Origin of the sequence: Streptomyces sp. NPDC058231, from assembly GCF_042882275.1 — a bacterium.
Classification (GTDB): domain Bacteria; phylum Actinomycetota; class Actinomycetes; order Streptomycetales; family Streptomycetaceae; genus Streptomyces.
This window is the reverse complement of sequence record NZ_JBHVWN010000024.1, coordinates 48,945-67,169: the sequence shown is the minus strand read 5'-3', so window position 1 is coordinate 67,169 and position 18,225 is coordinate 48,945. Positions and strand designations below refer to the sequence as shown.

Annotated in this window: 18 protein-coding genes; 7 read left to right on the top strand and 11 right to left on the bottom strand. The window is 71.2% G+C overall.

Features of this window, described 5'->3' with window-relative positions; genetic code table 11:
* The first annotated feature begins 72 nt into the window (after positions 1–72).
* Together ACFVXE_RS18425 and ACFVXE_RS18420 are read left to right on the top strand one after the other, a co-directional pair.
* Entirely contained in the window at positions 73–801 is a 729-nt protein-coding gene (locus ACFVXE_RS18425; protein ID WP_389672192.1) for a siderophore-interacting protein, read from the top strand.
* Between the two features lie 181 nt (positions 802–982).
* On the top strand, positions 983–1,420 hold the full coding sequence (locus tag ACFVXE_RS18420; RefSeq protein ID WP_389672191.1) for a VOC family protein: 438 nt from the start codon (positions 983–985) through the stop codon (positions 1,418–1,420).
* Between the two features lie 22 nt (positions 1,421–1,442).
* Here the strand turns inward: ACFVXE_RS18420 and ACFVXE_RS18415 are convergent, their stop codons facing one another.
* The 4 genes from ACFVXE_RS18415 to ACFVXE_RS18400 form a co-directional block, all read right to left on the bottom strand.
* Positions 1,443–2,189 (bottom strand): class I SAM-dependent methyltransferase, encoded by a 747-nt coding sequence (locus ACFVXE_RS18415; RefSeq protein ID WP_389672190.1) that lies wholly within the window; start codon positions 2,187–2,189, stop codon positions 1,443–1,445.
* Between the two features lie 311 nt (positions 2,190–2,500).
* Positions 2,501–3,319, bottom strand: coding sequence for a M23 family metallopeptidase (locus ACFVXE_RS18410; protein WP_389672189.1), 819 nt, complete (start codon positions 3,317–3,319; stop codon positions 2,501–2,503).
* 187 nt (positions 3,320–3,506) lie between these two features.
* Positions 3,507–5,429: an AMP-dependent synthetase/ligase gene (locus ACFVXE_RS18405; protein ID WP_389672188.1), complete on the bottom strand. Its 1,923-nt coding sequence runs from the start codon at positions 5,427–5,429 to the stop codon at positions 3,507–3,509.
* 176 nt (positions 5,430–5,605) lie between these two features.
* Positions 5,606–6,874 (bottom strand): acetyl-CoA C-acetyltransferase, encoded by a 1,269-nt coding sequence (locus tag ACFVXE_RS18400; RefSeq protein WP_389672187.1) that lies wholly within the window; start codon positions 6,872–6,874, stop codon positions 5,606–5,608.
* Positions 6,875–6,959: 85 nt separating this feature from the next.
* Here ACFVXE_RS18400 and ACFVXE_RS18395 point away from each other — a divergent pair, with 85 nt between their 5' ends.
* Entirely contained in the window at positions 6,960–8,288 is a 1,329-nt protein-coding gene (locus tag ACFVXE_RS18395; RefSeq protein ID WP_389672186.1) for a 3-oxoacyl-ACP reductase, read from the top strand.
* 6 nt (positions 8,289–8,294) lie between these two features.
* A complete protein-coding gene (locus ACFVXE_RS18390) occupies positions 8,295–9,155 on the top strand; it encodes a MaoC/PaaZ C-terminal domain-containing protein (protein WP_389672185.1) in 861 nt (286 codons plus the stop codon).
* Between the two features lie 73 nt (positions 9,156–9,228).
* On the opposite strand, the gene ACFVXE_RS18385 is transcribed toward ACFVXE_RS18390, so the two are convergent.
* From ACFVXE_RS18385 to ACFVXE_RS18360, 6 genes are all read right to left on the bottom strand, one after another.
* Positions 9,229–9,864: a TetR/AcrR family transcriptional regulator gene (locus tag ACFVXE_RS18385; RefSeq protein ID WP_389672222.1), complete on the bottom strand. Its 636-nt coding sequence runs from the start codon at positions 9,862–9,864 to the stop codon at positions 9,229–9,231.
* A gap of 244 nt (positions 9,865–10,108) precedes the next feature.
* Positions 10,109–11,455 (bottom strand): dicarboxylate/amino acid:cation symporter, encoded by a 1,347-nt coding sequence (locus ACFVXE_RS18380; RefSeq protein WP_389672184.1) that lies wholly within the window; start codon positions 11,453–11,455, stop codon positions 10,109–10,111.
* Positions 11,456–11,874: 419 nt separating this feature from the next.
* Positions 11,875–12,171 carry a DUF4229 domain-containing protein gene (locus ACFVXE_RS18375; protein ID WP_389672183.1) on the bottom strand — a complete coding sequence of 99 codons (297 nt, stop codon included), beginning with the start codon at positions 12,169–12,171 and terminating at the stop codon, positions 11,875–11,877.
* Between the two features lie 123 nt (positions 12,172–12,294).
* Positions 12,295–12,819, bottom strand: coding sequence for a GNAT family N-acetyltransferase (locus tag ACFVXE_RS18370; RefSeq protein ID WP_389672182.1), 525 nt, complete (start codon positions 12,817–12,819; stop codon positions 12,295–12,297).
* Between the two features lie 118 nt (positions 12,820–12,937).
* Entirely contained in the window at positions 12,938–14,101 is a 1,164-nt protein-coding gene (gene mqnE / locus ACFVXE_RS18365; RefSeq protein ID WP_389672181.1) for an aminofutalosine synthase MqnE, read from the bottom strand.
* 93 nt (positions 14,102–14,194) lie between these two features.
* Entirely contained in the window at positions 14,195–14,650 is a 456-nt protein-coding gene (locus ACFVXE_RS18360; RefSeq protein WP_389672180.1) for an Lrp/AsnC family transcriptional regulator, read from the bottom strand.
* 132 nt (positions 14,651–14,782) lie between these two features.
* Here ACFVXE_RS18360 and ACFVXE_RS18355 point away from each other — a divergent pair, with 132 nt between their 5' ends.
* The gene (locus ACFVXE_RS18355) at positions 14,783–14,917 is read left to right on the top strand and encodes a hypothetical protein (protein ID WP_389672179.1); all 135 of its coding nucleotides are present in this window, start codon (positions 14,783–14,785) and stop codon (positions 14,915–14,917) included.
* Positions 14,918–14,940: 23 nt separating this feature from the next.
* Here ACFVXE_RS18355 and ACFVXE_RS18350 read toward each other — a convergent pair whose 3' ends face one another.
* On the bottom strand, positions 14,941–15,612 hold the full coding sequence (locus ACFVXE_RS18350) for a UbiX family flavin prenyltransferase (protein ID WP_389672178.1): 672 nt from the start codon (positions 15,610–15,612) through the stop codon (positions 14,941–14,943).
* A gap of 121 nt (positions 15,613–15,733) precedes the next feature.
* Between ACFVXE_RS18350 and ACFVXE_RS18345 the strand changes: the two genes are divergently transcribed.
* Both ACFVXE_RS18345 and ACFVXE_RS18340 read left to right on the top strand, forming a co-directional pair.
* Positions 15,734–16,369 (top strand): rhomboid family intramembrane serine protease, encoded by a 636-nt coding sequence (locus ACFVXE_RS18345; protein WP_389672177.1) that lies wholly within the window; start codon positions 15,734–15,736, stop codon positions 16,367–16,369.
* Positions 16,370–16,703: 334 nt separating this feature from the next.
* A complete protein-coding gene (locus ACFVXE_RS18340; protein WP_389672176.1) occupies positions 16,704–18,185 on the top strand; it encodes an FG-GAP-like repeat-containing protein in 1,482 nt (493 codons plus the stop codon).
* The last annotated feature ends 40 nt before the right edge of the window (positions 18,186–18,225 follow it).

Genomic DNA, 18,225 nt, shown 5'->3' with positions numbered 1-18,225 from the left:
AGATCCCCGCCTCGCAATTTAGGTTAGCCTAACCTAAAGCGATTTCGGCAATTCCCCGGGGAGGAGACAGCTGTGGGGCATGGCTGGGAGGGCGTGGTCCTCAAACTGATGCGCGGGAAGGACTTCGAGTTCACCGTGACCGGGGCCGAACAGGTCACCGAGGACTTCCGGCGGGTGCACCTGACCGACGGCGGGCTGCTCGCCGCGGCCGGCGGCGCGCACCCGACGATGTGGGTCAGGATCTGGTTCGAGCAGGACGGCAGACCTCATCAGCGCGCCTACACCCTGGTCGACCCGGACCCGGCCGCCGGGACGTTCAGTCTCGAATTCGCCCTGCATCAGGGCGCCGCGAGCGACTGGGTACGCACCGCGCAGCCCGGCGACACGATCGAGGCGACGCTCCAGGGCACCGGCTTCGCCCTGCCCGAACCGGAGCCCGCCCGGCTCTTCGTGATCGGCGACCCGGCATCCCTGCCGGCGATCAACTCCCTGCTGGGGGCGGTCCCGCAGGCCCGGGCGACCATCTGGTTCGAGACGGCGCACGCCTCCGACGAGAAGCTGCCGTTCCGCCTGGACCCGGACCGTCACACCCTGCACCTGGTGCCCCGCCGCGACGCGGGGGCCCACCTGGTCGAGGAGGTGAGGGCCGCTCTTCCCGCGCTGCTGGGCGACCCTTCGGAGGCGTACCTCTGGATCGCCTGCGACACGGCGACGACCCGGAGTCTGGCCTCGTACGCGCGCAGGGAACTCGGGGTCTCCAAGGAGCGGGTGAACGCGCTGGGCTACTGGCGCACGACCTGACCCGACGCGGCGTGCGCGGAGCCCGGGCCACGCGCCCCGGGTCCCACCGGAGACCCCGTGGACCCCGGCCGGGTCCCGCCGCTCGGTCCCGGCCCACGGCCGGGCCCACCCTGCTGCCGGACGGTTGACGTCGGTGGCGCGCGGTACGGTCCTCACCACTCGCCCGGACACAGGAGGAGCCATGTCGACCAGGTGGACCGTGACGTTCGACTGCGCGCGCCCTGCCCTGCTTGCGGAGTTCTGGGCCCTGGCCCTCGGCTACGTTCGGAAGCCGCCGCCCGCCGGGTTCGGGAGCTGGGAGGAGTGGTTCGCCCGCCACGGCGTCCCGGAGGAGGAATGGGACGACGGTGCTTACCTGTGCGATCCGGACGGGGTGGGGCCCGCGCTGTCGTTCCTGAAGGTGCCGGAGCCGAAGTCGGCCAAGAACCGCGTGCACCTGGACGTCCAGGCGGGCGGCGGCCGCGAGACCCCCTGGGAGGTGCGGTGGCCGCGCGTCGTCGAGACGGTCGCACGGCTGACCGCGGCGGGCGCGGAGGTGGTGCACGAGCACGAGATGGACGGCAGGCCCGACCACGTGGAGATGACGGACCCGGAGGGCAACGAGTTCTGCGTGGTCTGACGGCGGCGGCGACCGTGCCCGGTCAGCCGGACACCCTCTGCTCGTCGCGGCGGAACAAGGCCGTCCACAGGAACGGTTCGCCGAAGCACGCGGACCCGGGCGGCTCGTCGTGCATGCGGCGCAGTTCGACCTCGGTCAGACCGGAGAAGATCCCGCGCAGGGACTCCGGCGAGTAGGCGAGTCCGCCCTGGAGACCGGACCGGTGGTAGAACTCCGCGTCGGGCAGCTCGGAGCCCATCCCCCCTGCGGCGAAACAGGTGAGGGCGAGGTGCCCGCCGGGGGCGAGGACGCGGTCGAGGAGGGCGAGGTAGCTGATGCGGCGGTGGGGCGGCAGATGGTGGAAGCAGCCGGAGTCGTGGATCAGGTCGTAGGGACCGGCCAACTCCGCCCCGGCGAGGGCGAAGGCGTCTCCGCAGTGGAAGCTGATCTCGGCCCCGGCCGCACGGGCGCGCTCCTCGGCCCAGGTGACGGCCGCCGGGGAGAGGTCGACGGCGTCCACCTGGAAGCCCAGGGAGGCGAGATGGAGTGCGTTGCGGCCCGGCCCGCAGCCCAGGTCGAGCGCCCTGCCCGGCGCGATCAGTCCGCGGTCGAGGTACGACACCAGGTTCTCGTCCGGCTTCGGCACGAAGAACGGCACCGGCTTCGAGCGGTCGGTGTAGAAACCGTCCCACCAGGCGGACCCACCCGCCGTCCACCGGTCGGCCTCCGGCGCGAACAGGCCGTCCAGCAGCGTCAGCACATCGTCGACCGTGCGTATGTTCCGGTCCATCGGATCCCCTCTCACGATGAGCGGAACGGTACGGACGGAATACGTAAAAGCCCAGCTCAGACCCCGTTTGAGGAAGCCTTCGACGGCCGTGTGGGAGCCCCCGGCCGCAGTCGGAAGGGCCTCACCGCCGGCCCCTGGTACCCGGCCGTCCAGACCGCCGCCGAGACCCGTGCCGGGGGCATTGTGCGCCACGCCCGCGCGGCTTTCCGAACCAATCCGCACGAATCCGGGGCCCGCCGCCCGACCCCGCCGGAGGTCCTGCCCGCCGGACCTCATGGACGGGCGGGCAGGACCCCCGGACCGTGGTCCGGTCAGCAGTCGGGAATCACCGTGCCGTTGTTGTCGCGTGCCTCGTCGTTGCCCCAGCGGGAGAGGTAGTAGGCGGAGACATAGGCGCCCCGCCCGTTCTTGCCCGCGTACACCGTGTCCAGGTCGGTCTTCAGCCACCAGTGGTTGTAGGCGCCGCCGGATCCGATCTGGGCGCCCCACACCTTGCAGTAGACGTAGTTGGTGCCCGCGTTCAGGACGCCCTGCGCGTCCGCGGTGTCGGGTGCGGCATAGCCGGTCGCGGCGGCGAAGGTGTCCACCCAGTACGTGGCGCTGCCGCCGCCACAACCGTTGTCACTGGTCAGGTACTTGCTGTCGTACGAACCCGGATAGGGCGCCATCGACAGGCCGTTGATCACGATGCTCTGGCCGACCCCGTTGTACAGCTGCTCGTAGTGGATGTGGGCGCCCGTGCTGTTCCCGGTCGAGCCGGTGACGCCGATCTGCTGGCCCTGGGAGACCGAGGCCCCGTCGGCCACGGAGTAGGAGGCGAGGTGGAAGTAGTAGGTCTGCCAGCCGCCGCCGTGGTCGATCGCGATGTAGTTGCCCGCACCGCTCGGCTGGGAGTAGCGGTGGGCGGTCCCGCCCGAGGAGGCGAGGACCGGGGTGCCGGCGGTGGCGCCGCCGTCGGAGCGCACGAAGTCGAGCGCCGATCTGACCTCCGCCGAATGGTGGCTGTAGGTCCACGTCTGACCGCAGGGGAACGGCGCCTTGAAGTTCGGCGCGGCGGTGGCGGGCGTGGCACTGAGCAGTCCTGCGAGCAGGGCCGCCAGGGCGAGCAGGGCGATACGTAAGGAGCGCATGCATCCTCCGAGTCGGAATCGGGGTGTGGAGTGCGGTGCGTGGTATCGGTCGGGCCTGAACGGACTCAAGAGTGCCGGAGTTCCGGCCTCCCCAGTAGACCCACGGGACCCGGCAGACACCCGGGCATGCGGGCGGAGCTCCCCGGGGGGCCCGGCGAGCATGCGCGGCCACGCCCCGGCCCGGCCGCTACTTCCGGTACAGCTGCTCGATCTCCGCCTCGAAGTCCTGCGCGATCGTGTCCCGTTTCAGTTTCAGCGAAGGCGTCAGATGGCCGCCCTCCTCGGTGAAGTCGACCGGCAGCACGGCGAACTTACGGATGGATTCGGCGCGTGAGACCAGCCGGTTGGCCTCGTCGACCGCCCGCTGCAGCGCGGCGTGCAGCTCCTCGTCCGCCACCAGCTCCCTGATCGGCACGGACTGCTTCTTGTGCATCTGCCGCCAGTGCGCGAGCCCGTCCGGTTCCAGGGTGATCAGGGCTGTGATGAACGAGCGGTTGTCGCCGACCACCATGCACTGGCCGACCAGCGGGTGCGCGCGCAGCCAGTCCTCCAGCGGGGCCGGGGTGACGTTCTTGCCGCCCGACGTGATGATGATGTCCTTCTTGCGGCCGGTGATCGTGAGATAGCCGTCCTCGTCGAGGGCGCCCAGGTCGCCGGTGGGGAACCAGCCGCCGTCGAGCGCGGGGACCGCCGCGCCGCGTTCGGCGTCCCAGTAGCCGGTGAACACCTGGCCGCCGCTGAGCAGCACCTCTCCGTCGTCCGCGATCCGTACGGCGGTGCCCGGCAGCGGCCAGCCGACCGTGCCGAGGCGTGGTTTGAGCGGCGGGGTGACGGTGGCGGCGGCGGTCGTCTCCGTCAGCCCGTACCCCTCGAATATCTCGATGCCCGCGCCCGCGTAGAACGCCGCGAGCCGGCTGCCGAGTGGGGAGCCGCCGCAGATCGCGTACCGGACGTGTCCGCCGAGCGCGGCCCGGATCCGCCGGTAGACCAGCGGGTCGTACAGCGCCCGGGCCGCCCGGAGCCCCCAGCCCGGTCCGGGTCCGGTGCCGTGTTCGGCCGCCTCGACCGCCTGCCCGTACCGCTGGGCGATCCGCGCGGCGCGGTCGAACGACGAGGCGCGGCCCATCTTCTCGGCGGTGGCGCGGCCGGTGTTGTAGACCTTCTCCAGGACGTACGGGATGGCGAGCAGGAACGAGGGCCGGAAACCGGCCAGGTCGGCGAGGAGATCCTCGGTCCGGATGGACGGGGCGTGGCCGAGCCGGACCCGGGCGCGCAGGCAGCCGATGGCGACCATCCGCCCGAAGACGTGCGACAACGGCAGGAAGAGCAGCGTCGAGGCCGGGTACTTGCTGACCGATTTGAAGACGGGGTGGAGGAGCTCGATGGAGTTGTCGACCTCGGCGAAGAAGTTGCCGTGGGTCAGGACGCAGCCCTTGGGGCGCCCGGTGGTGCCCGAGGTGTAGATGAGGGTGGCGGGCGTCTCGGGCCCCAGGGCGGCCCGGCGGGCGGTGACGGCGTCGTCGGGGACGTCCTTGCCCAGCTTCTTCAGCCGGGCGAGGGCTCCGGTGTCGAACTGCCAGAGATGGGTGAGCCCGCCGAGCTGCCGGCGCTCCTGGCTGATCAGCCGGCCCTCCTGCGCCGTCTCGACGGCGCAGGCCACGGCGCCGGAGTCCTGGAGGATCCAGCGGGCCTGGAAGGCGGACGAGGTCGGGTAGATCGGTACGGTGACCAGTCCGGCGGCCCAGCCCGCGAAGTCGAGCAGCGTCCATTCGTACGTCGTACGGGCCATGATCGCGATCCGGTCGCCGGCCCGCAGGCCTTCCGCGATCAGCCCCTTGGCCACCGCGAGCACCTCATCGGCGAACTGCGCCGCCGTCACGTCCTGCCAGCCACCGTCGGACTCCTTGCGGCTGAGGACGGCGTCGGACGGAGCCTCGCGGGCGTTGTCGAAGGGGATCTCGGCGAGCGAACCGCGCCGGACGGGGGGCGCGAACGCCGGCACGGAGACCTGCCGTACCGAACCGTCCGCCGCCCTGACCTTCGTCGGCTCGACCAGGGCGGGGACGGCGGGCGTCGCGGCGGGCGCGGCGGCAGAAAGTGGCGTGGACACGAGCGGCTCCTCAACTCGGGGGTCGGGCAGTGCGCCGGTTCCGTCCGGCGGCCGTTTCGTCCCAGGTCGCCGAACGGTCTTGCAGGGGGTCATCGGGCGCGCCGGACGGCCTGCCGCCGGCGGGCTCGAAGCGCCGGGTCGTCAGGTCGTCACGGGTGTCATGAGCCGCACGGGCGTCACGGGCGTTCCAGGATCGCGGTGACGCCCTGGCCGCCCGCGGCGCAGATGGAGATCAGTCCGCGGCCCGGCCCTCCCCGTTCCGCGAGCAGCGCGGCCAGGGTGGCGACGATCCGCGCCCCGGTCGCCGCGAACGGATGCCCGGTGGCGAGGGACGAGCCGGCCACGTTCAGCTTCGCCCGGTCGACCGGGGCGAGCCCCTGCTTCTCCCAGGCGGCCAGGGTGGCGAGCACCTGGGAGGCGAAGGCCTCGTGGATCTCGAAGAGGTCGAAGTCCTCGACGGTGAGCCCGGCGCGCTCCAGCATCCGCGGCACGGCGTGCGCGGGGGCCATCAGCAGGCCGTCCTCACCGCCCACATGGTCGACGGCGGCGGTCTCGTACAGCGAGAGGTAGGCCAGCGGCTCCAGTCCTCGCGCCCGTGCCCACTCCTCGCTCGCCAGCAGCACGGTGGCGGCACCGTCGGTGAGCGGGGTCGAGTTGCCCGCGGTCATCGTGGCGTCCGGGTGGTCGGCGCCGAACACCGGCCTGAGGGTGGCGAGTTTCTCCACCGTGGAGCCGGGGCGCAGGTTCTGGTCGCGGGCCAGGCCGAGGAACGGGACGACGAGGTCGTGCAGGAAGCCCCGTTCGTACGCGGCGGCGAGCCGCTGGTGGCTGGTGGCCGCGAGGAGGTCCTGGTCGGCGCGGGCGATGTCCCATCGGCGGGCGGTGATCGCCGCGTGCTCGCCCATCGAGAGCCCGGTGCGGGGTTCGGCGTTGCGCGGGATGTCCGGGACGAGATGCCGGGGCCGTACGCCCGCCAGGGCCTTGATCCGCCCACCGGCCGACTTCGCCCGCCGGGCCGCCAGCAGCAGCCTGCGCAGCTCGTCGTTGACGCCGAGAGGCGCGTCGCTCGCGGTGTCGGTGCCTCCCGCGATCGCGGAGTCGACCGCGCCGAGCGTGATCTTGTTGGCGGCGGCGACGACGGCCTGGAGACCGGTGCCGCAAGCCTGCTGGATGTCGTACGCGGGGGTGCGCGGGTCGAGCGCCGAACCGAGCACGGTCTCCCGGGCCAGGTTGAAGTCCCGGCTGTGCTTGAGGACGGCGCCCGCGACGAACTCGCCGACCTGCTGCCCCTGGAGCCCGAACCGCTCGACCAGTCCGTTCAGTGCGGCGGTGAGCATCTCCTGGTTGGAGGCGCGTGCGTAGGGGCCGTCGGAGCGGGCGAACGGGATTCGGCTGCCGCCGATGACCGCGACCCGGCGCGGCTGCGGGAGAGCGAGGGGAATCATCTCGACCAACTCATCTCGACCAGCTCCTGACTCTTGAGTAACCTTACTCCGGAGTAAATCTACGACCGAGCAGGGAGTCTGGACAATGGCCGACCGCTATCTGCACTTCACCGGCACAGCAACCGGCCGATTTCTGACCCGCCGGCTCGGTCTGCCGCAGCCCGCCCCGCTGCGCCGCTGGTCGCTGGAGACCCAGTCGCTGGACGGCCCGCTCCTGCACCTCACGGCCGGGGATTCCGCCGTCACCGAAGAGCTCGCCGCGCTCCTGGCCACGATCGGCCTCGAGGTGACCGGCCGGCCCGGACAGGCCGCCCGTCCGGCCGCAATGGTCCTGGACGCGACCGCCGTCGACAGCGCTTCAGGACTCGGCGCCGTGCACGCGGCGCTGCACCCGGTCGTACGGTCGCTGGCGCCGGGAGGCCGGATCGTGGTCCTCGGGGTGCGGCCGTCGGCGGACGACCATCACCAGGCGGCCGCCCAGCAGGCACTCGAAGGGTTCGTCCGCTCGCTCGGCAAGGAGATCGGCAAGGGTGCCACCGTTCAACTGCTGCGGCTCGCACCGGGATCGGTCGCGCCGGCCGAGTCCACCCTCCGGTTCCTGCTCTCGCCCCGGTCCGCGTACGTCAGCGGCCAGGTGATCGAGCTCAGCGGCGCCGCCCCCGGACCCGTCGCCGACTGGTCCGCGCCGCTCGACGGACGCACCGCGCTGGTCACCGGGGCGGCCCGCGGTATCGGCGCCGCGGTCGCCTCGGTCCTGGCACGGGACGGCGCCCAGGTCTTCTGCCTCGACATCCCGCAGTCCGCCGACGAGTTGAAGCGCACCGCCGACCGGCTCGGCGCCACCGCGCTGCCCCTGGACATCACCGCGGACGACGCCGCCGAACGGATCGGCGCCGCGGTTCCCGGGGGCTTGGACGTCCTCGTCCACAACGCGGGCATCACCCGCGACCGGCGGCTCACCAACATGCCCGCCGACCGCTGGGCCTCGGTGATCGAAGTGAACCTCGGCAGCGTGCTGCGCACCACGGACGCCCTGCTCAAGTCGGGCGCGGTCAACCGGGGCGGCCGGATCGTGGCCACCGCGTCCATCGCCGGTATCGCGGGCAACAACGGCCAGACGAACTACGCGGCCAGCAAGGCGGGCATCATCGGCCTGGTCCGTTCCCTGGCCCCGCACGCCGCCGCCGACCACGGCGTCACGGTCAACGCGGTCGCCCCCGGCTTCATCGAGACCGGGATGACCGCCGCGGTCCCCCTCTTCATCCGGGAGGCGGGCCGCCGTATGAACTCACTCGCGCAGGGCGGTCTGCCGGTCGACGTCGCCGAGACGACCGCCTGGTTCGCCCAGCCCGCGTCGACGGCCGTCAACGGCCAGATCGTACGGGTCTGCGGCCAGAGCCTGCTGGGGGCCTGACCTCCGATGACGACCGCCTCCTCCCGGGACCTCACGGCATCACTCGTGCGTGGCGCGATCACGTCCCCGTTCAAGCGGGCCGGCCGGTCCGGCGCCGTGCTCCCGGCCGACCGTCTGGTCGCCGCCGACGTATGTGTGCCGCCCGGCGCTCTCGCCTCGTACCGCGAGATCTGCGGCTTCCCCGACTCCGGTGCACTGCCGCTGACGTACCCGCATGTGCTGGGTTTCCCGCTCGCGATGCGGCTGATGACCGGACGGAACTTCCCGCTGCCGGTCGTCGGCCTGGTCCACACCTGGATCGACATCACCCGGCACCGGGCACTGCACCCCTCGAACCGGATGGAACTGACGGTGTACGCGGACGGGCTGACGCCCCACCGCCGCGGCACCGAGGTCACCGTGGTGACGCAGGTGCGGTCGGACGGTGAGCCGGTCTGGGAGTCGCGCAGCGGCTATCTGTCCCGGCACGCCCCCGCCGCCGCGACCGCACCCGCGGCCGTCGCCACGCCCCCCGTCACGGAGCTGCCGGCCGTGGCCGAGTGGCGGCTCCCCGGCGACCTGGGACGTCGTTACGGCGCCGCGTCGGGCGACCGGAACCCGATCCATCTCCATCCGCTGACCGCCCGGCTGTTCGGCTTCCCGAGGGCCATCGCGCACGGCATGTGGACGGTGGCCCGCTGCCTGGCCGAAGCCGGCGAACCGGGCCGGATCCGGTACGTACGGGCCGACTTCAAGGCGCCCGTCCTGCTCCCGGCGACCGTCACGTACGCGGCGGACGGCGCAGGAACCGCCTTCCAGCTGCGAAGTGACGGCCGCGTCCATCTCGCCGGGACGACGACGTACGACTCCGCGGTACCGGAGCGATGAACCGCCGCCGCGCGGAACCCCGGCCGTATGCCTCCGCCCGGCCCGCACACCGCGGCACACGACGTACGGGGTGCTACCGCCGGGCCGCGCGCTGGGCCGGCGGCAGCCACGGACGGCCGTGCATCAGGTTCTCCAGCCCCGCCCAGGCGAAGTTCATCAGCGTGGCCGCGGCCTCCTTCGCCGAGACGCCCGGGGTGTCGTTCGCCCAGCCGGCGAGCGACTCCGCGGCACCGACCAGCGCCTGTGCCAGACCCGCCACATCACGGTCCGCGAGCGCCGGATCGTGGTGCGCCTCGCGGGCCGCGGCGCCGATGAGACCCGTCACGAACGCAACGATCTCGTCCCGCATCACCATGACCTCGGTGGCGAACGACTCCCCGTGCGTGCGTGCCTGCCGGTGCAGCACCGACCAGCCGTCCGGATTCTCCGCGGTGTGCGTGAAGAACGCCCGCAGTCCCGCCCACAGCTGACGGTCCGCCGACAGCCCCGGCTCGACCCCCGACCGGACGGCCGCGACCAGGGCCTTCGCCTCGCGTCGGATGCAGGCGGTGAAGAGCTCCTCCTTGGAGTTCAGGTACAGGTAGACCAGCGGCTTGGAGACCCCCGCCAGCTCCGCGATCTCGTCCATCGAGGCGGCCCGGTACCCGCGCTGCCCGAACGTCTGCACCGCGGCGTCCATCATCTGCTGCTCGCGCACGGCACGCGGCATCCGTTTGCTCTTCACAGCACCCACGTCCGACTTCCTCCCGCCCCGCTGCCCTGCTCCTCGGCAAGGGTACGGCGCGGGCCTCCCGCCCGTCGTACACAGACCCCTCTCCCGGACCGCCCGGTGGCCGGTTTCACCCCGGACGGAAGCGGCGTGATCGCGCCGCGCCGGGGATCCGCCCGCACCGACGACGACGAGCGCCCCCGGTCCGTCGAAGGACCGGGGGCGCTCGCCCAGGACATGGTCGTTATGCGGCGACCGGCACCTTCGCCTGCGGCTCCGCGTCGCGCACCACGACGTCGTCGACCGGGGAGGACGAGGCCGAGTTGTACGCGTCGTGGTCGAGGATCTTCTCGCGGGCCGAGACGATCACCGGGACGAGCGCCTGGCCGGCCACGTTGGTGGCCGTACGCATCATGTCCAGGATCGGGTCGATGGCCATCAGCAGACCCACGCCCTCCAGCGGCAGACCCAGCGTCGACAGCGTGAGGGTGAGCATGACCGTGGCACCGGTGAGACCGGCGGTGGCCGCCGAGCCGATCACCGAGACGAAGGCGATCAGGACGTAGTCGCCGACACCCAGCTGGATGTCGAAGATCTGCGCGATGAAGATCGCGGCCAGCGCCGGGTAGATCGCGGCGCATCCGTCCATCTTCGTGGTCGCCCCGAACGGGACGCTGAAGCTCGCGTACTCCTTCGGGACGCCGAGACGCTCGGTGACCTTCTGGGTGACCGGCATCGTGCCGACCGAGGAGCGGGAGACGAAGGCCAGCTGGATCGCGGGCCAGGCACCCTTGTAGAACTGGAGCGGGTTGACCTTGGCGACCGTGGCGAGCAGCAGCGGGTAGACGCCGAACAGCACCAGGGCGCAGCCGATGTAGACGTCCGCGGTGAACGTCGCGTACTTGCCGATCAGGTCCCAGCCGTAGTCGGCGATCGCGTAGCCGATGAGGCCGATGGTGCCGATGGGGGCGAGGCGGATGACCCACCACAGGGCCTTCTGGAGGAGCTCCAGGATCGACTCGCTGAGGTTGAGGATCGGCTGGGCCTTCTCGCCGAGCTGCAGGGCGGCGATACCGGCGACGGCGGCCATGAAGACGATCTGCAGGACGTTCAGCTCGGTGAACGGGGTGATCACGTTCTCCGGGATGATCCCGGTGAGGAAGTCGAGCCAGGAGCCCGCGTGGTCCGGCAGCTTGCCGTCCTTCGGGGTGAGGCCGGTGCCGGATCCCGGGTTGGTGATCAGACCGATCACGAGGCCGATGGCGACCGCGATCAGCGAGGTGATCATGAACCAGAGCACGGTGCGGCTGGCCAGCCGGGCCGCGTTGTTGACCTTGCGCAGGTTGGTGATCGACACCAGGATCGCGAAGAAGACGAGGGGCGCGACGGCCAGCTTCAGCAGCTGGACGAAGATGTGGCCGACCTTGTCGAGCGTGGTGTAGAGCCAGCCGATGTCCTGGCTGCGGGCGAGCCAGCCGAGCAGCACGCCGAGGACGAGACCGGCGACTATCTGGGCCCAGAACGGGACCTTGGGTATACGGAAACCGGAGCCGGACTGACCGGCGGTGGCGGACGCGGGATTCGCGGACACGGACACACTCCTGATGTGGCGCATCGGGGCGCACGGGGACGAGGCTGGGGGACGGGGGTGCGGCGCCCGCGTCAGGGGCGGCGGCGCCGCTGCATGGTGCCGGTTCGGACCGTGCGGCTAACAGACCGCGGACATACAGCGGCAGAGATCGACATGCAGGCGCGCCACGAGCGGGATGCTCGCTCCGAGGTGGGTGCGCACAGCTGTCTTCATGTCGAACACGTTAACACTTGAACTTTGAGGAACTCAAAGCACTTCTTTGGGAACCCTGCTCCGCGCGGACCGGCGGAACGCCGAAACCCCAGCACCGGAGGGGGCTCTCGGCGCTGGGGTTTCGGAGGAAAAGTGTGCGGGCGTGAGGAAACTTACGTCCCCACCGCCCGACAGCCGCCGGGCCCTGGGCGGGCCCGGTGCGCCGTCTACCGGGAGACGCCGTCCTCCTGCCCCTGGTTCGCGACCAGCCGCGCCTTGGCCCGGTCGATCCTGGGGGCGATCTGCGCGGACATCTCGTCGCGCTGCTTGCGCAGCAGGACATAGCTGAGGGGCGCGGAAAGAAGCAGGGCGAGCATGACGACCCACATCACGTTGGACCCGCCGAGCCCGGAGGGCAGCAGGCCGTAGGTGACAGCCACGGCGACGACGGCGAGGCAGCCGACGAAGATGCTGAGACGCATCAAGGTGTACCGGATCGTTGCGCTCGGCTTGGCAGCGGACACGGCTGGCCTTCTCTCTACGTACGACAATCCTGCCCGACCAGTGAAGCATGCCCCGAAATCGATCACTTCGGCGGGCGGGTGCGGCCGACGGGCCGCGCGGGTCCGTCCGGCGGAAGCCGTGCCTCAGCCCAGCGGGAGCAGCATCACGATGTCGTCGCGGTCGTCGCCGTCGGCGACCCGGATGGCGCCCGGGACCCGTCCGACCTCCTTGTACCCGCACGACGCGTAGAAGCGGTCGGCACCCGTGCCGCCCCGGCAGGTGAGCCGGATCGCCTCGATGCCGTCGATCCCCCGGGCGCCCTCCGCCGCGGCGGCCATCAGGTCGCGGCCGTACCCCTTGCCCTGGTGGCGCGGATGGACCATCACCGTGTAGATCCAGAGCCAGTGGCCCATCAGGCGGTGCGTGTTGTGGGTGAGGAAGGCCGTGGCGGCGACGGCGCCCTCCTCGTCGTACCCGACCAGCAGACGGGTACGCCCCTCGGCCATGGCGGCGAGGTGCTTGACCAGCTCGGGCCGGATCTCGTCGGCGGTCACGGGCGGCACGAAGCCGACGGCTCCGCCCGCGTTGGAAACATCGGCCCAGAGCCCGGAGATGCCGTCCCGCAGGGTGCGGTCGACCTTGGGATCCAGCTCAAAGGTAAGTGCCATACACGCAGATTAACCATTACCCGCGAGGTGGCCAAGAAGCGTCCAGTACGCGAGAAAGCCCCGACCGGGGACGGCGGCCGGGGCTTTCGTGCGGAGAATACGCGGAACGCGCCGGTCGTCAGACGCGCATGGCCTGCGGCGCCTCGCGACGGTCCGCGTCCGGACCCGGGTACTCGCGGATGATCTCGTACCGGGTGTTCCGCTCGACGGGGCGGAAGCCCGCGTCCCGGATCAGGTCCAGCAGGTCGTCACGGCCGAGCTTGTTGGGCGTGCCGTAGTTGTCCGCGTCGTGCGTGATCTTGTACTCGACGACCGAGCCGTCCATGTCGTCCGCGCCGTGCTGGAGCGCGAGCTGGGCGGTCTGCACCCCGTGCATCACCCAGAAGACCTTGACGTGCGGGACGTTGTCGAAGAGGAGACGCGAGACCGCGAAGGTCTTCAGCGCCTCGGCGCCGGTCGCCATCGTCGTCCGCGCCTGCAGCTTGTTGCGGACCTTGCCGTCCTTCATGTCCACGAAGTCGTGCTGGTACCGCAGCGGGATGAAGACCTGGAAGCCGCCGGTCTCGTCCTGGAGCTCACGCAGCCGCAGCACGTGGTCGACGCGGTGACGGGGCTCCTCGACGTGCCCGTACAGCATCGTCGCCGGGGTCTTCAGACCCTTCTCGTGGGCAAGGCGGTGGATGCGCGACCAGTCTTCCCAGTGGGTGTTGTGGTCCACGATGTGCTGCCGGACCTCCCAGTCGAAGATCTCCGCGCCGCCGCCGGTCAGCGACTCCAGGCCGGCCTCGATCAGCTCGTCGAGGATCTCGGAGGCGGAGAGCCCGGAGATGGTCTCGAAGTGGTGGATCTCGGTGGCGGTGAACGCCTTGAGGGAGACCTGCGGGAGCGCTTCCTTCAGTGCACTGAGGGAGCGCGGGTAGTAACGCCACGGAAGGGTGGGGTGGAGCCCGTTGACGATGTGCAGCTCGGTGAGGCTCTCGCCCTCCATCGCCTTCGCCAGGCGGACGGCCTCCTCGATGCGCATGGTGTACGCGTCCTTCTCGCCCGGCTTGCGCTGGAACGAGCAGTAAGCGCACGACGCGGTGCACACGTTCGTCATGTTGAGGTGCCGGTTGACGTTGAAGTGCACGACGTCGCCGTTCTTGCGCGTGCGCACCTCGTGGGCGAGGCCGCCGAGCCATGCCAGGTCGTCCGACTCGTAGAGGGCGATGCCGTCCTCACGGGTCAGCCGCTCCCCCGCGCGGACCTTCTCCTCCAGCTCGCGCTTGAGCCCAACGTCCATGCGGCTGCCTCCAAGATGTCTCTGACGTGCTGTGCGTTCCACCGTGATACCGGAGGAAACCCCCGGTCCCCCGGGGGCCCCACCACGTTACGCCTACGACTCCTCGGGGAGTTCCCCGACCCGGTTCTCCCACTTGGTGGAGAGCACGATCGTGGTCCGGGTCCGGGAGACGCCCTTGGTTCCGCTGAGCCGGCGAATGGTCTTCTCCAAGCCGTCGACGTCACCGACCCGCACCTTGAGCATGTACGAGTCGTCGCCCGCGATGAACCAGCAGTCCTCGATCTCGGCGAGGTCCTTGAGCCGGCGCGCGACGTCCTCGTGGTCCGCGGCGTCGGAGAGCGAGATGCCGATCAGGGCCGTGACCCCGAGCCCGAGCGTGGCGGCGGCGACGGTGGCGCGGTAACCGGTGATGACGCCGGCGGTCTCCAGCCGGTTGATGCGGTCGGTGACGCTGGGCCCGGAGAGCCCGACGAGCCGCCCCAGCTCGGCGTACGAGGCCCTGCCGTTCTCCCTGAGGGCCTGGATGAGCTGCCTGTCCACCGCGTCCATATGACTGAGACCTTCCATTGTTCAGCAGTATCGCGAGTCTATGTGTAAAATCTAAGGCGTGCAGGGCTCACGCCCTGCAAATCTTTCGGACATCCAAAGAAACGCTTTCGAATCCTCAGGAGTGAGAACACCGTGTACACGATCGAGATGGCCTACGCCCGGATGCGCGAGCTGCAGGACCTGGCCAACCGCTCGCGTGCCCATCAGCCCGCCGCCGCGCTCCGGGTCGACAGGACCCGCACCCCGCGCGCCCCGAAGAAGCGCTGAGCCGCGCCGCGCCTGCCGCGGCCTCAGTTCCGGGAGCCACCGAGCTCCCCCTCCCACCGGCGGTACAAACGGTGCGGCACCCCTGCCGCGTCCAGCACCCGCCCCGCGACGAAATCCACCAGATCCTGGATGTGCGTCGCGCCCGCATAGAACGCCGGAGAGGCGGGCAGCACCACGGCGCCCGCCTCGTCCAGGGCCACCAGATGCTTCAGCGTCTGTCCGTTCAGCGGAGTCTCGCGCACCGCGACGACCAGCTTCCGCCGCTCCTTGAGCGTCACGCTCGCGGCCCGCTGCAGCAGATCCTTCGAGAGACCGAGCGCCACTCCGGCCACACAGGCCGTCGACGCGGGCACGATCAGCATCCCCCGCGCCGGGTACGAGCCCGAGGACGGCCCGGCCGCGAGATCGCCGGCCGCCCAGTGCCGCACGGCGTCGAGCTCCGCATCGCCCACCTCGAAGGTGTGCGGCTTCCCGTCGGCACCGCGCGACAGCCAGCTCCGCAGATCCTCCTGCCAGTGCGCGTCGCGGAAGGCGATCCCGGTCTCGTCCAGCAGCGTCAGCCGAGAGGCCCGGCTCACCACCAGGTCGACGCTCTCGCCCGCAGCCAGCAGACCGCGCAGCACGGCGGCGGCGAATGGTGTGCCCGAAGCGCCGGAAACCCCGACAATCCAAGGTTGCCGCTGACGCTGGCTCACTGAAGTCCCGGATTCCACACACCCGAGCCTATCCGGCTCTCCGAAACCGGAACTGGGTAAGGTGCCTCATGCGTTTCCAGGGGCGGGAACAGAGGCAGGACAGGACGGCAGGGGGGCCGCGATGACCGCATCGCCGGATCGGTACACACCGGAGCACGGGGGCGTGCTGGCGTGGAGCACGGGTGGCCGGGCGAAGGCCGCAGCCGAACTGATGCTGGGCTGGGTCGCACTGCTCTGGGTCCTCGAAGCCGTCGACGCGGCCACCGGCCACGCGCTGGACGCGTACGGGATCGAGCCGCGGCGGCTCGGCGAACTGCGTGACGTCGTACCCGCCTCCTTCATCCACTTCGGCTTCGGGCATGTCGCGTCCAACAGCGTGCCCCTGCTGGTCTTCGGGTTCCTGGCGGCGCTCGGCGGCATCCGCCGGTTCGCGGCCGTGGCCGCCCTGATCATCGTGGTCGACGGCCTCGGCGTCTGGCTGGTCTCGCCGGCCCACACCAACACGGCGGGCGCCTCCGGACTGGTCTTCGGTCTCTTCGGTTATCTGCTGGTGCGCGGCTTCGTCGACCGCAGATTCCTCGACATCGGTGCGGGGCTGGTCGTCGGAGCGCTCTGGGGGTCGTCGATCCTGCTGGGGATCTCGCCGGCCAACACCGAGGTCAGCTGGCAGGGACATCTCTTCGGGCTGGCCGCGGGCGTGGTGGCCGCGTTCGTGTTCCGCCGCCGGGGCAGGACGCCCGCCCCGCTCATGCCCTGAGGGCTCCCCGCTCCTTCCGGCTCGGCATCCTCCCGGTGCCGCACCACCGAAACCCGTCGAACCGCGAACACGCAGCGGGTCGGGGCCTCTCCGCCGTCCGCGCGGCCTCCTGGAGGCCGGCTGCACGGCGGCAGCCGTGGTACGGCAGGTGACGGGACGGTGTACAACCGTTTGCCGTTCTCGCCTGTCTTGTTGGCTGCGGTCCCGGGGCTTCCGCCCCCACCCGCCCGCTCCTCCTCGCCCGGCGACGGCACGGCCGGCACGGTCACGGCCCGCTTCGGCGCGGCGTTCGCCCACTGCCCCCTACGCACAAGCACAGAGCACCGGGAGTGACATGAACAGACGTGCACTGGGATGGGTCCTCGGACTCGCCACCACGCTCGCGGCGAGCAGCGCGGTGACCGTCCCCGTGGCCGCGCACGCGCAGGACGGCGCGACCGGCCCCGCCACCCCCGCCACGGAACTCCGCGGCGACTTCAACGGCGACGGTTACGCCGACGCGGTGTTCCCCGCGCCCTCGGCGACCGTCGGCGGCAAGGCACAGGCCGGATACGTGGCCGTGATGTACGGCTCGCCGACGGGTCTGAAGACCTCGACCAAGCAGGTGTTCCACCAGGACAGCGCCGGCATCCCGGGCGTCGCCGAGGCCGGGGACGCCTACGGGAGTTCGGTCACCACCGGCGACCTGGACGGCGACGGGTACGCGGATCTGGTCGTCGGCGCCTCCGGAGAGGACGTCGGGACCGTCAACGGCGCCGGCTCGCTCGCGGTGATCTGGGGCGGCGCCGGTGGGCTGTCCGGTTCCACGACGCTGGCCGTCGGCGAGGAGACCTACGACGACCTCGGGAGAACGGTCCGGGCCGGGGACTTCGACGGGGACGGCGACCTGGACGTCGTCGGCGTCGAGGAGTACCTGGATCTGCGCGTGCTGTCCGGGCCGTTCGACCGCGACGGCGGCTCACGGGGCACGACCCGGATCGCCGACACGGACGACATGCGGCTCCTGGACGTCGCCACCGGCGACGTCGACGGCGACGGGGTGACCGACCTCGTCGCGGTGGTCAACTCCCTCGACGAGTTCGACTGGCGGCACATCCTGTACTGGTCGGGCACCGGCGCGGGACTGAGCGCACCCAAGGCGGTCAGGCGTGCCGACGGCAACTGGCTGGAGGCCGGTGAGAGCATCGCCGTCGGCGATGTGAACAAGGACGGCATCGACGACGTCGTCGTGGGGCGGGCGGTCGACGGCTACGACAGCGACCTGGACATCCCGACATCGCTCGGCGGCATGATCACCTACGTGCCGGGCAGCCGTTCGGGCCCGGTCGGTACCCGGGCGAAGGCTTTCAACCAGGACAGCGCGGGTATCCCGGGTGTCGCCGAGGACAGGGACAGGTTCGGCGAATCCGTCCAGGTCGCCGACGTCGACGGCGACGGCTACGCGGACGTGTCGGTCGGCGTTCCGGAGGAGGACTTCGACGGCAGGAACCAGGCGGGCTCGGTGGTCACCCTGCGCGGCACGGCCTCCGGCCTCACCGGCGCGGGTGCCAAGAGCTACTCGCAGAACACCTCGGGGGTCCCCGGCGTCGCGGAGACCGGCGACCGTTTCGGCGCGGCCACCGCGCTGGCCGACACCGACGGTGACGGCCGCGCCGAGCTGATCGTCGGCGCGCCCGGCGAGAACGCCGGCGCCGGCTCCGTGTGGGTGTTCAGGTCCACCGCCTCCGGGGTGACACCGGCCGGCTCGTTCACCTTCGGCGCGGGCACGCTCGGCACGGTCGCGAAGCAGGCGCAGCTCGGCTCGACGTTCGACTGACCCGACGTTCGACCGGCCGGGAGGCGGCCTCCCGGCCGCC